This window comes from Pseudomonas sp. Leaf127, assembly GCF_001423155.1.
In the GTDB taxonomy this organism is placed as follows: domain Bacteria; phylum Pseudomonadota; class Gammaproteobacteria; order Pseudomonadales; family Pseudomonadaceae; genus Aquipseudomonas; species Aquipseudomonas ovata.
In genome coordinates this window covers 510896-527117 of sequence record NZ_LMOA01000001.1, presented here as the reverse complement: position 1 = coordinate 527117, position 16222 = coordinate 510896, and the positions used below count along the sequence as shown (strand labels likewise).

General features: G+C 64.9%; 9 protein-coding genes. 1 reads left to right on the top strand and 8 read right to left on the bottom strand.

What is annotated here, in order from left to right:
* Window positions 1–80: 80 nt before the first annotated feature.
* The 8 genes from ASF84_RS02360 to ASF84_RS02325 form a co-directional block, all read right to left on the bottom strand.
* Window positions 81–1349, bottom strand: a complete 1269-nt coding sequence (locus ASF84_RS02360) for a cystathionine gamma-synthase family protein (protein WP_056834824.1) — start codon at window positions 1347–1349, stop codon at window positions 81–83.
* Window positions 1350–1525: 176 nt separating this feature from the next.
* On the bottom strand, window positions 1526–2533 hold the full coding sequence (locus tag ASF84_RS02355) for a response regulator (protein WP_056834822.1): 1008 nt from the start codon (window positions 2531–2533) through the stop codon (window positions 1526–1528).
* 45 nt (window positions 2534–2578) lie between these two features.
* A complete protein-coding gene (locus tag ASF84_RS02350) occupies window positions 2579–3589 on the bottom strand; it encodes a chemotaxis response regulator protein-glutamate methylesterase (RefSeq protein WP_056834820.1) in 1011 nt (336 codons plus the stop codon).
* Entirely contained in the window at window positions 3586–6000 is a 2415-nt protein-coding gene (locus ASF84_RS02345) for a hybrid sensor histidine kinase/response regulator (RefSeq protein WP_056834818.1), read from the bottom strand. The genes ASF84_RS02350 and ASF84_RS02345 overlap by 4 nt, the downstream gene beginning before the upstream one ends.
* Entirely contained in the window at window positions 5997–6686 is a 690-nt protein-coding gene (locus ASF84_RS02340; protein WP_056834816.1) for a chemotaxis protein CheW, read from the bottom strand. Before ASF84_RS02340 ends, ASF84_RS02345 begins: the two co-directional genes overlap by 4 nt.
* Window positions 6683–8008 (bottom strand): CheR family methyltransferase, encoded by a 1326-nt coding sequence (locus ASF84_RS02335; RefSeq protein ID WP_056834814.1) that lies wholly within the window; start codon window positions 8006–8008, stop codon window positions 6683–6685. Before ASF84_RS02335 ends, ASF84_RS02340 begins: the two co-directional genes overlap by 4 nt.
* The gene (locus tag ASF84_RS02330; RefSeq protein ID WP_056834812.1) at window positions 8005–8541 is read right to left on the bottom strand and encodes a chemotaxis protein CheW; all 537 of its coding nucleotides are present in this window, start codon (window positions 8539–8541) and stop codon (window positions 8005–8007) included. Before ASF84_RS02330 ends, ASF84_RS02335 begins: the two co-directional genes overlap by 4 nt.
* A gap of 9 nt (window positions 8542–8550) precedes the next feature.
* Window positions 8551–10173 (bottom strand): methyl-accepting chemotaxis protein, encoded by a 1623-nt coding sequence (locus tag ASF84_RS02325; protein WP_056834810.1) that lies wholly within the window; start codon window positions 10171–10173, stop codon window positions 8551–8553.
* Window positions 10174–10512: 339 nt separating this feature from the next.
* On the opposite strand from ASF84_RS02325, the gene ASF84_RS02320 reads away from it, so the two are divergent.
* The gene (locus tag ASF84_RS02320) at window positions 10513–16071 is read left to right on the top strand and encodes an NEL-type E3 ubiquitin ligase domain-containing protein (protein ID WP_056834808.1); all 5559 of its coding nucleotides are present in this window, start codon (window positions 10513–10515) and stop codon (window positions 16069–16071) included.
* Window positions 16072–16222: the final 151 nt, after the last annotated feature.

The window sequence follows — 16222 nt, the reverse complement described above, 5'->3', positions numbered from 1 at the left end:
GCAATTTTCCTGTCGCTGGATTTTATTGTTTTCATGCTTCATGAACGGCCCGGGATGACGTTCCCGGGCCTTGCCCGTCCTCAGGCGCCTGCATCAACCCATGAGTGCGCAGGGTCTGGATGAACGGGTGCAGCGCCTGGCTGGCTTCGCACGAAGGCAAAGGCCTGTTGCAGGTCAGCCAGCAGGTCGGCCGACTCTTCAATGCCGACGGACACACGCACCAGGCCTTCGGAAATGCCCAGGGCCTGGCGCTCTTGTGGGGTGTTCTCGACATGGCTGGTGGTGCGCGCCGGGCCGTAGATGGTCTCGACCGCTCCCAGGTTGCCGGCCCGGTGGGCGTACTTCAGTTGCGGCAGCAAGCGGGCCACGGTCGGCATGCCGCCCTTGAGCACGAAGCTGACGATGGCGCCGAAGCCGTTCATTTGCGTGCACGCAATGGCATGGCCTGGATGCTGTGGCAACCCCGGGTAGTTCACCGACTCCACCAACGGCTCGGTGCACAGGTACTCGGCCAGCAACTGCGCACTGGCTTGCTGCTGACGCAGACGCAGCGCCAGGGTCTTGATGCCGCGAATGATCAGGAACGCCGAAAAGGCATCCAGCGAGGCACCATTGATTTCACGGTAATGACGCACCTGCGCCATCAGCGCTTCGGCGCCGCACACCACGCCGCCCATGGCATCGCCGTGACCGGAGAGAAACTTGGTAGCGCTGTGCACGACCACATCCACCCCCAGCGCCAGCGGATTCTGGTTCAGCGGCGTGGCGAAGGTGTTGTCAGCCACCACCAGCGCGCCAACGCGTCTGGCCGCTGCGACCAGACGGCGAATGTCGACGATCTTGAGCGTAGGGTTGGTGGGGGTTTCCAGGTACAGGACGTTGCAGCCCTTGGCGATTTCCCGTTCGAGCTGCTCGGTGTCGAGCGTGTCGCACAGGGTGACCTGCACGCCCATGCGCGGCAGGAATTCCTCGAAAATCTTGTTGGTGCCGCCGTAGCTGTCGCGGGTCGACACCACACGCTGCCCGCAGGCCAGGAAGGTGTGCAACACACCGCTGATGGCCGCCATGCCGGTGCTGAACGCAACCGCAGACTCGGCGCGCTCCAGTTCGCAGAGTTTATGCTCCAGCACCTCGACGGTGGGATTGCTCATGCGGCTGTAGATGAAGCCGGGTTCCTTGCCCAGGGCCACGTCGTACCAGTTGTCGATGTCGTCATAGCCATAGGCGGCACTGACTACAATGGGCGCCTGGGTGGCGTTGTAAGGGTGACGGACCTGCTCGCCGCCCCAGACGACCCGGGTGCCCATGCCGACATCCGAAGACGGTGCGGCGTATTTGCTGTTGTCCATGAAGTCTCTCGCATCAAGGGAACACCTGCGTGTTCCGAGTGGGCTTGCGAGGACTATAGGGAAGGTGTGCGGGCGTGAAAAATCATGATATCGGGGAGTAAGGGTGGCTTTTTTTAATGGCCGCCGTTGCGCTGTTGCCGGTGAAGCGGCGATCGCCGCCCGGCCGGTCCTGCGCCCTACCCGCCGACTTGCACCTGGTTACGGCCGTTGTGCTTGGCCGCGTACAAGCCTTTGTCGGCATCCAGAATCAATTGCCGGCTGTTGCTGCCCGGCTGGGGCACCACCGTGGCGACGCCGATGCTGATGGTCAGATGCGCGCCCTGGTCCGGGGCGATGTGCGGGATGCTCATGCCGACGACGCTCTGGCGCAGTTTTTCGGCCAGCAACCGCGCACCACCAGGGGTGGTATTGGGAAGCACCATGGCAAACTCTTCACCGCCATAGCGGGCCGGCAGGTCCGAGGGGCGACTGCAGTTGGCGCGGATTGCCTTGGCCACCTGACGCAAGGCTTCATCGCCTTCCAGATGCCCGAAGTTGTCGTTGTAGGCCTTGAAGTAGTCAACATCGATCATCATCAGCGACAACTGGCTCTGCTCGCGCAACGCCCGACGCCACTCCAGCTCCAGGTATTCATCGAAGTGGCGACGGTTGGACAGCCCGGTCAGGCCGTCGGAGTTCATCAGCCGTTGCAGCACCAGGTTGGTGTCGAGCAACTGCTGCTGGCTGACGCGCAAGGCCCGGTAGGCCTCGTCGCGCTGCAACAGAGTCATGTAGGAGCGCGAGTGATAGCGGATACGCGCCACCAGCTCGATATTGTCCGGCAGCTTGACCAGGTAATCGTTGGCACCGGCGGCAAAGGCAGCGCTCTTGATCAGCGGGTCCTCCTTGGTCGACAGCACGATGATCGGGATGTCCCGGGTCAACGGGTTGTTGCGGTACTCGCGCACCAGCGTCAGGCCGTCCAGGCCCGGCATGACCAGGTCCTGCAGGATGACCGTGGGCTTGATCTGGATCGCCTGGGCAATGGCCTGGTGCGGATCGGCACAGAAATGAAAGTCGATCATCGCTTCGTTGGCCAGCCCGCGACGCACCGCCTCACCGATCATCGCCTGATCGTCGACCAGCAGCACCATGGCGGCATTTTCATCCGAGGCCTTGATCTCTTCGATCTGCAAGTCATGCATGAAGCGTCTCCTGGTCACCGACGGTGGGTGAGTTCACCTGGAACATCATTGAGCGAATACCTCAAGCAAGCGAGGTGCAATGGTGCGCAGCGGCCGGATCTCGACAGCAGCGTCAATGGCGGCGGCCGCCTTGGGCATGCCGTAGACCGCGCAACTGGCCTGGTCCTGGGCAATCGTCAGAAACCCCTGCTGACGCATGGCCTTGAGCCCCTGGGCACCGTCACGCCCCATGCCGGTCAATAAAACTCCCACAGCTTCTCCACTCCAGTAGCGGGCCACACTCTCGAAGAACACGTCGATCGAGGGCCGGTAGATTTCGTTGACAGGCTCTGCCGTGTACGCCAGCGTCCCGTCCTTGAGCAGGCGAATATGGTGATTGGTGCCGGCCAGCACGACCTGGCCGGCCTGCGGCGGCTCGCCCTCGCGCGCCAGGCGCACCGGCATGCCGGACGCGCTGCTCAGCCACTCGGCCATGCCGGCGGCGAACACCTGGTCGACATGCTGCACCAGGACAATGGCCGCCGGAAAATTCACCGGCAGGCCCTTGAGCAACTCTTCCAGCGCCGCCGGCCCGCCGGCCGATGAGCCGATGGCTACCAGTCCGTCACGCCTGACCGCATGGCGCAGGGCCGAACCCTGGTTGCGCTCGCGGGTGCTGCTCTGGCCGATCAGCCAGCCAATGTTGAGGATCTTGCGCAGCAGGGGCGCTGCCGCTTCCCTGGGGTTGCCTGAACCGATGGCCGGGGTGTCGACCACGTCCAGCGCGCCGTGGCCCATGGCCTCGAACACGCGGTGGACGTTCTGCTCGCGATCGACCGTTACCAGAACGATAGCGCATGGCGTGTCGGCCATGATCCGCCGGGTGGCCTCGACCCCATCCATGATGGGCATGATCAGGTCCATGAGGATTACATCCGGGGTCAGCTCGGCGCAGCGCTGCACGGCGTCGGCGCCGTTATTGGCCACCCAGACGATCTGATGCGCCGGCTCGAAGGCCAGGGCCCGGCGCAGCGCTTCGACCGCCATGGGCATGTCGTTGACGATGGCGATCTTCATGCCTGTGCTTCTCCTATCAATTCCACTACGGCATCGAGCAAGGCATCATCGTGAAAACTGGCCTTGGCCAGGTAATAATCGGCACCCGCCTCCAGGCCACGCTGGCGGTCTTCCTCACGGTCCTTGTAGGACACCACCATCACCGGCAACGATTGCAGGCGCGTGTCGCGGCGCAACAGGGTCACCAGTTCGATCCCGTCCATGCGCGGCATGTCGATATCAGTGATCAGCAGGTCGAAATCTTCACTGCGCAGGGCGTTCCAGCCATCCATGCCGTCGACGGCCACCGCCACTTCGTAGCCGCGGCTGACGAGTAACTTGCGCTCCAACTCACGCACCGTCAATGAGTCATCGACCACCAGAACGCGTTTGCGGGCCACATGACCGGCACTGCGACTCTGACGGTCGATGCGCTCCAGCCGGCCGGTATTGAGCAGTTTCTCGACCGAGCGCAGCAAGTCTTCGACATCGATGATCAGCACCACCGAGCCATCGTCGAGCAAGGCGCCGGCCGAGACGTCCTGCACCTTGCCCAACCGGGCATCCAGGGGCATGACCACCAGCGTGCGCTCACCGATGAAACGCTCCACCGCCACGCCATACACCGCGTCACGTTCACGGATCACCACGACCTTGAGGCTTTCCTGCCCCTGGGTGCCGGGCGGGCGGTTGAGCAACTGGCTGGCCGACACCAGGCCCACATGCCGCCCCTCGTGCCAGAAGTGCTGACGCCCTTCCAGTTGCACGATGTCGGCCGGCTCCAGGTCGCACATGCGTTCGATATGCGCCAGCGGGAAGGCATAGGCCTCACCGCCGACGTCCACCACCAGGCTGCGCACCACCGACAGGGTCAGCGGCACCTCGATGCGAAAACAACTGCCCTGTCCGGCCGTCTGCTCCAGGGTCACGCCCCCGTGCAACTGGCGCACCATGTGCTGCACCGCGTCCAGGCCGACGCCACGGCCGGAAATCTGCGTGACCTTGTCGCGCATGCTGAAGCCGGGCAGGAACAGGAAGCTGAGCAGCTCTTCTTCGCTCATCTGCGCCGTGCTTTCGGCCGGCGACAGCTTGCGCTGGACGATGGCTTGCGCCAGACGCTCCAGGTCCACGCCGCCGCCATCGTCGCTCAACTCGACCACCAGCATGCCGGCCTGGTGCGAGGCCCGCAGGCAAATGGCGCCCTCGCTGTCCTTGCCTTGTGCCAGGCGCTGCTCGGGCATTTCGATGCCATGGTCGACGGCGTTGCGCAGCAGATGGGTCAGGGGCGCCTCGAGCTTTTCCAGCACCTCGCGGTCGACCTGGGTCTTGTCGCCTTCGATGTCCAGGCGCACCTGCTTGCCCAGTTCACGCCCCAGGTCACGCACCATGCGCGCCTGCCCGCCCAGCACATCGGCAAACGGCCGCATGCGACAGGCCAGCGCGCTGTCGTAGAGCGACTGGGCGCGTTGCGCCGATTGCCAGCCAAATTCATCCAGCTCGGCGGCCTGCTCGATCAGCATGTTCTGTGCCTGGGACAACAGGCTGCGAGCGTCTTCCAGCGCCCGCTGGGCCTCGGGGCTCACGGCGCTGACACTCAGGTTCGCCTCCAGCATCTGCAAGGCCCGGTCGCTGCCCAGTTGCAGGCGTTTGAGGCGCTGCATCCCGGCCAGCAAGGGCTTTATGCGCTGGCTTTCCACCAAGGATTTACTCGACAGGTCAAGCAGGCCGTTGAGGCGCTCGGCGGTGACCCGCAAGACCCGCTCACCGCCCTCGGCCACCCGCCGCTCACGCAGCGGGCGCGAGGCCGGGTCGGTCTCGGCCCCGAGTGCCGCCGGTTCGGGCTGTACCGGGGTCGGTTCAGGCAGCACAGGCACCGGCCCGGCCGCCGCAGCATCGGCCTGCAGCCAGTGCGACGCCTGGGACAGGTCGATTTCCGGCAAGGCCTGTCCGGGCAAGGAGGCGCGCAGCAACGGGTCGGCCAGCAGGCCAGGCGCCAGCAAGGGGTCGGGTGGGCGCATGGCACTGCGCCCGGCCCCGGCGCCAGAGTTCATCAGGGTATTCATGCGTTGCACGTAGGCGTCGACGGCGGCCTGGTCAACGCTGCCATCGCCGGGTGTGGCGATGCGCATCAACATGTCCGTGCCGGACAACAGCACATCGATGTGCTCGGCCTGCAACACCAGCCGGCCTTCCTGGGCGCTGACCAGGCAATCCTCCATGACGTGGGCGACGCTGACCCCGAAGTCGACCCCGACAATGCGCGCCGCGCCCTTGAGCGAGTGCGCCGCGCGCATGCAGGCTTCGAGCTGGTCGGCCAGGGTCGGGCTGCGCTCCAGCGCCAGCAGGCCGGCGCTCAACACCTGGGTCTGCGCCTCGGCTTCCAGGGTGAACAGCTCGAACAGCGAGGCGTCGCGCATTTGATCAGGCGTCATGTAAGGCTCCGGTTGACCGCCGACAACAACTCCTGCTCATCGAGCAGCCGCAGACTGCGGTCCTTCCAGTGCAGCACGCCACGGGTGAAGCGAGCGTTGGCATGGGTGCCGGACAGCGACGCCGAGTCCAGCGACTGTTCGGTCATGGCGTGAATGCCGTCCACTTCATCGACCGGCACCACCACAGGCCCGCCCTGGGCGGCAACGATCAGCATGCGCGGCATGATCCGTCCACCTGCCGGCGCGACCGACGTCATGCCATCGAGCCCCAGCAGTTCGACCAGCGAAATACAGGCCACCAGCGCCCCGCGTACATTGGCCACCCCGAGCAAGGCCCGGGCACGCTGGTGCGGCAGCGAATGGATCGCCTGCATCGGCGCCACCTCGACCAGGCTGCGGGTGGCAAGCCCCAGCCACTCGTCACCCAGGCGGAAGACCAGCACCGAACGGGTCCGGACCTGGGTCTGCTGTTCGCTGCTGCGCGAGCGGTCGTGGTAGTCCTGCACCAGGCTGTAGCGGTCGAGCAGGCGTGTGGCAGCGGCCGAGTACACCTCGCAGTTGCGGCAATGAATATGCCCGGCCAGGACCGGGCAGGACCGGTCGCCATGGATGCCGATGCGGTTCCAGCAATCGTCGATGGCCTGATCATCGCCCTGGGTGATATTCGAAAGGCTGACCTCGTTCATCGGCTGCCTCCTGGTTTACTGGCGCTGCGCGCGGCCCGCTCAAGCAGGCGCTGGGCGCCGGCGCTGTCGCCCTGGGCGGCCAGCAGCGCGGCCAGTTGTGCCATTGCCTCGGGATGCTGGGGCTGCAAGTACAACGCCTTGCGGTAGTAGCCCTGCGCCTGGCTCACATGGCCGTCCACTTCGCTGAGCAGGCCCAGCCAGTAGAACACCGGCGCCGCCGGCCCGTGCTGTTGCAGATAACGCTCACAGGCTGCCACGGCTTCGCGGCTCTGGCCTTGGTTGGCCAGGCGGGCAATGGCGCTCAGATCGCTGTCGGCAGGTCCCGGCAGGGCGCCGGCTGCAGCCGCCTGTGCTGCAATGCCGGGCAACGCCGGGCCGGCCGCCGTGACCCGTGCCGCCGCGCCCGGGGCAAAGGGCCGGGGCGTGGCGGGCGCAATCGGTGGTGGCAATCGGTGGGCCGTCGGAGCCGTCGGGGCCGTTGCCGAAGCAGGCAAGGCGGGGCTGGCAAACACCGGGGGGGCGTCTTCTTCGCTCGCATGCCGGAAGGCGAAGGACTGCGCGATATTGATTGAGCGCATGCCGATGTGGCTCATCAGGTTGCCTTCGGCCGGGCCGATGAACAGCACGCCGTCTTCCAGGGTCAGGCGCTTGAGCACCGTAAAGACACGCTGCTGGGTCGGGCGGTCGAAATAGATCACCAGGTTGCGGCAGAACACGAAATCGTAGGCCGGTCGGTTGAGCAGCGCAGGGTCGAGCAGGTTGCCAGGGCGAAAGTCCACGCTATCGCGCACCCGCTGGGCGACCTGCCAGCCTTCGGCGAATGGCGCGAAGTGACGCTCGCGAAAGCTCAGGTCCATGCCACGGAACGAGTTCTTGCCATAGATGGCGCGCTGGGCGCGCTGGATCGACAAGGGGCTGATGTCCATCGCATCGATCCTGAACTGCGCCGCGCCCAGGCCGGCATCGAACAGCGCCATGGCTATCGAGTAAGGCTCCTCGCCCGTGGAGCAGGGCAGGCTCAGGATGCGCAGCGGCCGCACGCCGGCCAGCGTCTGCAGCCGGGCCACTGCCAGCCGGCCCAGAGTGATGAACGATTCGGGGTAGCGAAAGAACCAGGTTTCCGGAACGATCACCGCCTCGATCAGCGCCTGCTGTTCGGTCTGCGAACCCAGCAGCAACAGCCAGTAGGCGTCGCTGTCAGCCGCGCCGCTGGCGGTGCAGCGCTGACGCAAGGCCCGTTCGACGATGGCCTCGCCCACCGAGGCGACATCCAGCCCGATGCGCTCTTTGAGGAAAGCAAAAAAGCGCGCGTCATCACTCATGGCGCGTCCTCGAGCTGGTCGATGTCAGGGGGCGTGACCGGGTAAAGCAGTTCACGCACCGGCTCACTGAGCAGCTCTTCGACACGGATCCACTGCAACAGGCCCAGTTCATCTTCGCGCACCGGCCCCAGGTAAGGCGACAGGCGATTTTCCAGCCCGTATTCCTTGAACTGCGAGGCCGGGCAGCGCAGGGTTTCGGTGGCCTGCTCCAGGATCAGGCCGAGCCACTGGGCCGGATGCCGGTCGTCATGGCGATAATGCACCAGGACCATGCGCGTACTGGTGCGCGCTGCCGCCTGGGTGCCGTGGCTCAAGGCGCTGATGTCGATCACCGGCACGATCTCGCCCCGATGGGCAAAGATGCCCGCGACCCAGTGCGGCGCCTTGGGGATGACCTTGAGTTTCAGGCGCGGCAGCACCTCGGCGATTTCCGTGGCCTGCAGGGCGTAGCGCTCTTCGCCGATGCGAAACAGCAGAAACAGCGTATCGCGGGCCTGTGCAACCGTCTGGCGCCTGAGTGAGTGATCGCGCATGGCGGCGTCTCAGACCTTGAAACGCGAGACGCCACTGCGCAGGCCGACCGCGACCTGGCTCAGTTCGTCGATGGCGAAGCTGGCCTGGCGCAGGGACTCGACGGTCTGGCTGCTGGCGTCGGCCAGTTGCACCAGGGCCTGATTGATCTGTTCGGCACCGGTGGCCTGGGCCTGCATGCCCTCGTTGACCATCAGTACGCGCGGCGCCAGGGCCTGCACCTGATGGATGATCTGCGACAGTTGCTCACCCACCTGGGTGACCTCGAACATGCCTCGACGCACCTCTTCGGAGAACTTGTCCATGCCCATCACGCCGGCCGACACCGCCGACTGGATTTCACGCACCATCTGCTCGATGTCATAGGTGGCGACGGCGGTCTGGTCGGCCAGGCGCCGTACTTCGGTGGCGACCACGGCAAAGCCGCGCCCGTATTCGCCGGCTTTCTCGGCCTCGATGGCCGCATTGAGCGACAGCAGGTTGGTCTGGTCGGCCACCTTGACGATGGTCACCACCACCTGGTTGATGTTGCCGGCCTTCTCGTTGAGGATCGCCAGCTTGGCATTGACCAGGTTGGCCGCGCCCATCACCTGGTGCATGGTTTCTTCCATGCGCGCCAGGCCCTGCTGGCCGGAGCCGGCCAGGGTCGAGGCCTGGTCGGCGGCCGAGGTCACCTCGGTCATGGTGCGCACCAGGTCGCGGGAGGTGGCGGCGATTTCACGCGACGTCGCGCCGATTTCAGTGGTGGTGGCCGCGGTTTCAGTGGCCGTGGCCTGTTGCTGCTTGGACGTTGCAGCGATCTCGGTCACTGAAGTGGTGACCTGCACCGACGAGCGCTGGGCCTGAGCCACCAGCGCGGTCAACTCGGTGACCATGTCGTTGAAGCCAGTCTGCACCACGTTGAATTCATCATTGCGCGACAGGTTCAGGCGCTGGCTCAGGTCGCCGGTGCGCATGATGCCGAGGATTTCGACCAGCCGCTGCATGGGCGCGATGATCGAGCGCATCAGCAGCAGGCCGCAGGCCCCGGCGGCGAGCACGGCAATCAGCAGCGAAACGATCATGCCGACCTTGGCGGCCAGCACGGCTTTGACGATATTGTCGGTCGCGTCATCGGCCAATTGCTTATTGGCCAGAATGATTTCGTTGAGCTGCTTGCGGCCCTGGGTCCAGACCGGATTGACCTGTTCGTAGAACTCCTCCTTGGCAGCGGCAAAGTCACCGCGCTCGTAAGTCACGTGCACGTCTTTCAGCAAACGTGAATACAGCTCGCGCTGTTTTTCAAACTGCTGGAAGTTGGCCTTGTCGGTGTCATCGAAGATGGAACGCTTGTAGCCGTCGATCTGTTTTTGCAGGGCATCTTCAAAGCCCTGGAACTGCTCGCGCTCGGCCGGGCTCAAGGCCCGCCCCTGCCCTTCGCCGATCAGCTCCAAGGTGCGGATATAACTTTCGCCCCAGGCGCTGCGCACCAGGGTGCTGTAGTAGACGCCGGGCAAGGCATCCCGACGGACCTGCTCTTCGCTGGTCTCGATCGACAGCAGACGCGAATAGGACGCCACCACCATCAACAACATGATGGCGATGATTACGGCAAAACTCGCCAGGATCCGTTGACGCAACGTCCAGTTCTTCACAGTCAGCCCTCAAGGGTTCAACACCGGCATGGCCGTGTTCATGAAATGGACCGCATGATGGCCCAGGCGGGCTGGAGTATAGCCCAACCGTTAGTGCATTAGCGTCTCTGTCGGCAAGTTAGCAGGCGCGTGTCATTAGTGATTGGCGCCCCGGCTTTTTAAAGGCGGCAGACGCGCAGGAAATTTCTGCCAACACCCTCAGGAATACGGCCTGCAAGGCATTGATGACACGCCTTTAACGATTCATGCCGAACGTATTAATAAATAGTTAACGCCAGGACGCCACGCCCCCCTCGGTAAGCTTTGACGTTTATTCAACAGCCACAAGGCGTGCCTCATATGGACATGGATACTCCGACCGCAACGACACCACCGGCGGTTCATCAACCGCTCATTGCCACTCATGTGCCTGCCTGGCTCAGGCAGGCACCGGCCGGCACGCATGCCGCGCTGCGCCGTGCCCGCCAGACGGCCACGGACCGGTCCTGGCTGGCCGCGCAGGCCGGGATGCCCGGGGTGGCCGCGCAGCTACACCGCCAGTACAACGAACACCGCCAGTTGCAACAACGTGTCGCACCCCACCTGGCGCAACTGGGCACCCTGCAGGATTTTGCCGAGCCGCGGCTGAAAGCGGCGCTCAAGGCGCGCTTCGGCCTGGACCTGGACGTGCGCAACACCTGGCTGCTGCATGCCAGCCATGCACTGACCGACCCGACCTTCATGGGCGCCTCGAAAGACCCGCTCATCGAGGCCAACAAGGCCTTGCGCGGCGCCATCCGACCGCTGCTCGACGCGGCCTTGCAGAACTTCCAGGCCGCCGACACGCAGCCCGGCGCCATGGACCACGACACGCAGCTCAAGGCCGCCGTATTCAGTCAGTTCGAAATCCTGGGGCCGGGCCTGCGCGGCACGCCCCTGGCCATTGCTGCACACGAATTCGCGGCCCTGGCCCGTGACCTTGATCTGGGCGGCCAGTACCAGGCGCACATCGACCGCGTGCTTACCGAGCCTGTGATGCTGGACATGCAGGCCATGGAGGGCTCGGCGTTTATCCTGCACACCCATCTGGCCCGCCTGCGCCAGCGGATCGACGCGGTCACCCATCAGGCCCTGCTGAGCCTGGCAGACCCGGCTGCCACCGGCCCTGCACCCGAGTGCTGCACCCTGGGGCTATGGGACACCGGGCTGACCGACATCCTGGTGATCTTCACCGAACCACGCGAGCGCGACCTGCCACAACCGGTCACGGTGTACATTCCGGAAGACCCGGTAGCCCCCTTGATCACCTATGCCTCGCTGGACGACTTTCACGACGCCCTGCGCAACCGGCTGTTCGATGAGCGCTACCGGAATTTCTTCAGCCGGTTCATTCCCGCCCGCCAGCGTGCCCGGCTCATGAACAGGCTGCACCGCCAGCTATTTCCCGAGGTATGGCAAGGCCCGCTGTTGGGTCCTGGCTACTATGCCGAGCAAGCCGACCCCGATGCCCGGCTCAAGGGCGGCGGTCCCGTGCTGACCGGCCCGGTGTTCCAGGCCATGTACCAGCGCAAGCTTGAGGCGATAAAAGACAATGCACGCTTTCATGGCGTACCGACGGCCGAGCAGGACGCGCGCAGTGCCAGCGAGCGCCGGGCGTGGTGGCGCGACCTGGCGCTCAACACCCTCAATGTCGCGGCGTTTTTCGTCCCTGTGCTGGGCGAGGTCATGCTGGCGGTGACCGTGGCGCAACTGGGTTATGAAGTGTTCGAAGGCATCGAAAGCTGGACCGAGGGCGAGAAGGACCAGGCACTGACATACTTGGTGGATGTGGTGCAGAACCTGGCGCTGATCACCGCTTTGGGCTCTGCCGCAGGTCAAGCCGGAAAGCTGCCCGCCATCGAGGCCCCGGCATGGATCGGCGCCCTTGAACCGGTCACGCTGCCCGGCGGCGCCATGAAGTTGTGGAAGCCGGACCTGGCGCCCTTTGCCCACGACATCGTGCTGCCGGCCGGGCTCAAGTCCGATGCCTCGGGCCTGATCCCTTATAAAGGCAAGCACTGGCTGGTGCTGGAGGGCCGCCCTTACTCGGTCAGGCCGGCCCGCAACAGTGAAGGCCATGTGTTCGAACACCCTCGAAACCCTCTGGGCCATGAGCCTGAGGTACGCCATAACGGCCACCGCGCCTGGCTGAGCACACTTGAGCACCCCGAGCAGATGCAGGGCCTGACCCTGATGCGGCGCCTGGGCTACCTGCCCGGCGAGTTCTCCAACATCACCGTCAGGATGCTGCTCAAGGTCAGTGGCGTGCCCGAAATGACCCTGCGCCGCGCCCTCAGCGAAGGCGAGCGCCCCGCCGCCCTGCTGATGGACACGGCCGAGCGTTTCGAGCTTTATCAGCACCTGGACGAGGCCGGCCAGCTCGAGCAATTCCAGCCACGCTACCAGGCCTTGCAGACTCCGGACGATGCGTTGCTGGCGGCATTGCAACAGCGCCTGCCCGCGCCACTGCCCAGGGCTGTGGCCGAAGAACTGCTGACCCACGCCACTGCAGCAGAACGGGCGCAACTGGCTGAAGGCGGCAAGATCCCGTTGCGCCTGGCCGAAGAGGCCCGCGTCTATGCCCAACAAGTGCGCCTGGCCCGGGCCTATGAAGGGCTGTACCTGCAAGGACTGCGCAACCCGGACACGGACCGGCTGGCACTGCATGGCCTGGAACGCCTGCCCGACTGGCCGGCGGACATTCGCCTTGAAGTGCGCGACGGCCATGCCGAAGGCGCCTTGATCGACAGCATCGGAGCCCCGGAGGCACCGGTGCGCCAGGTACTGATCCGCACGCTTGACGGCTATGCCGTGGCCGCTGCACAGGCGCCCGGCCCGGCCAGGCCCATGACGCTGTTTGCCGCCATCGCCGACGCCTTGCCACCAGGCCTGCGCGAGGACCTGGCGCTTTCAGCCACCGAGGCCGGCAACGACCTGCGCATTCTGCTCGGGCATCCACCGTTGCCACGGCGCATTGCCCGCACGGTCCTGGGCATGCAGCCGGTCAAGCCCGGGTTTCGCTCGCCCATGCGCCTGGCCGATGGTCGCCTGGGCTACCCGCTCAGCGGCCGCGGCCTGCCCGAGCGGGCGTTCACCCGCGAGACCCTGCTGGACAAGATCCGTCTGCTGGAGCTGGAGGACCTGTACCCCGACGAGCTTTTTGAACAACTCGTGGCACAAGGACTGAGCCGCGTGCAAATCGACACCCGCCTCAATGCCCTGCTGGACGAACAACAGACGCTGCGCGCCCGCCTTGACCAATGGGCTACACGCAGTGCCGATATCCTTGGGCTGAACAGCAATGCGCCGCGCATGGCCAGCCGTACCCGCCTGGCAGACGAACTCTGGCGCCACTGGCGCATGAACAACCTGCCCGAGCTGCAACGCGGTCCAGCAACCCTGACGCTGCGTGACGTTGCCCTGGAAGATTTTCCGGACTCACTGCCGGACTTTTTCCTGGCGCGGGTCACGCACCTGGCGCTTGAGAACGTGACCGCCTATGCCGATAGCCATGCCGCCGCCTCGGGCCTGACCGGCAATGGCCAGGCGCTGGAACGCTTTCTCAGACCCTTTGCCCAGGTGCGTGCCTTGAGCCTGAACGAGCCTGCATCAACGGCCGGTCTGTTCCCGCGCTTTGTCGACCTGCCGGCGCGGGTGGCTGCCAGCCTGCCCTTGCTGGAAGAATTGAGCCTGACCGGGCAGAGCCAGTTGCTCGACCAGCGCTACATGGATGCCTTGCGGCCCTTGACCCGGCTGCGTCGCCTGGACCTGTCAGGTAACCGCTTCAACCCGTTCATGCCCCTGGACCTGGCCTGGCTGCCTGTGGAGCGGCTGGTGCTGGAACGCACCGGCCTGGATATCTGGCCCGACTGGCTCGTTCCACTGCTGGCGGGCCCGCTGCGCGAACTGTCACTGGCCCATAACCGGCTCAGCGCCTTGCCGGAAACCATCCTGAACAACCCGGCGGGCATTCGCCCTCCTCGTACTATTGACCTGCGCGGCAACCCACTGACCCATACCTTGCTGCTCCGCATGCGCCTCAGCGAGCAGGCAGTCAATGCGTCATGGGCCTTTACACTGGATATTCCCGCAGACTTGCAAACCCACCTCGACAGCTTGCTCGGTGAGCGCAATGCCCTGGCCGAAGCCATTGAAGGCTGGGTCAATGCCTCCAGCTCCGGCGCGCCGCTGACGGCGCAATCGATCAATGAGCGGCAACGTATCGGACAAGCACTGCTTGAATACTGGCACGTCTATACCCGAGGTTTCGCCAACACCCCGCTGGTCCTGGAGGCCGTCGACCTGGCGCAATTTCCCAGGCGCCTGCCGGCCTTCATGCGCACCCGCCTGCGCGGCCTGCACCTGAACCGTGTCAATGCCACGCCTTTGCAACTCGATGAGTTGCTCAGACGCTTTCCAGGCCTGACCCTGCTGGAGATGGAAGGCCATGTCCGCCCCATGAGCGAACTGCCTGGCGCACTGATGCACCTGTCGGGTCTCAGGACACTGAGCCTGATCGACCAGGGCTGGCAAATCGATCAGGCCGCCATCGAACAGCTGGGGCGTTTGCAGTCACTGGAAGTGCTTGAACTGGACGGCAACCGGCTGGGTGAGATCCACGATGCCTCGGCGCTCAGGTCGCAGAACCTGCGCTGGTTGTCGTTACGTGACATGCAACTGGCCCAGTGGCCGCAGTGGCTCATCGACTTGCCATCTAACCAGCTGGAAACCCTGATCCTGGACAATAACCGTCTGGCCGGGATTGACGAGCAACTGCTGGCCAACCCACGCAATGAATACCATCACTGCGATATCAGCCTGCTCAACAACCCGCTGTCTCACGAAAGCCTGTTGCGCGCCCACACCTCCGAAGCCTACAACCGCACCTTCACGTTCCAGCTGGACCTGCCCGAGGACATCCGGCGTATCGACTGGCACGAAGCCCATGATTCGGATTCGCAGACCTCCGGTGCTCCATCGCCCCAACATGCGCACAGCCCGGCCAGTCACTACAGCCCGGCGACGCCACGCATCGACCCATGGCTGGACCTGCTGGCGCCCGATACGCCCATGCACCGGACCGTCTGGCAGCGTCTGGAGCAGGCGCCTGCCAGTCGTTTACTGGAGCTGGTGGACCAGTTGCGCCACACCGCCGACTTTCGCAAGGCAGACAGCCGACCCGGGCTGACCGAGCGTGTCTGGCGAGTGCTGCAGGCCGCCGATCAGGACGCCGAGTTGCGTGCAACCCTGGAGGCCATCGCCGATGAGCCGTTGCAACAACTGCTCAACGCGGACACCTGTCATGACGGGGTGATTCTGGAGTTCAACCAGATGGAGGTGCTGGTCTTCACCCGCCAGTCGCTGCGTGACATGCCTGGCGAACAGCGCGGTGCCTCGTTGCTGAACCTGGTCCGTCGGCTCTATCGCCTGCAAGCGCTGGACGCGGTTGCCCGGGCGCAGGCCATGGGCCGTGATGAAGCAGAAGTGCGCCTGGCCTATCGCTTGCACGCCGCCCATGAGCTGGACCTGCCTGTGCCGCCCCGGCACATGCTCTACCAGGCCCACGCCAATTTGCGCCACGGCGAACTGGACAGTGCCCTGCTGCAGGTCAGGACCGGCGAACAGGGTGATGCCTTCCTGGAATACGCGGCCGGCCAGGATTTCTGGACCGGCTGGCTGCGCGAACAGCATGCCGAGCGCTTTGCGGCGCTGGAACAAGCCTACCGGGATAACCTGAGCACCTTGAGCGAACGCTTCGAGAGCCTCAACGATCCGGCCTACGAACGCGCCGCCCGCGACCTGGAGCGCCAGTACGTGCATGACCAGAAGACCTTGATCAAGGAACTGACCAATCTTCAGGCCTCGATGTCGGATCACTGACACAGCGCTGGCGAAAGGCGCTGGCACGTTGAGCCTTTTTAGTGCCTGACAGCCTGCATTCGCTGTGGGAGCGACCAGCGGTCGCGAATGGGCCGGTGCATTCAACACCTTCAATGTCTGACAGCCTGCATTCGCGACCGTTGGTCGCTCC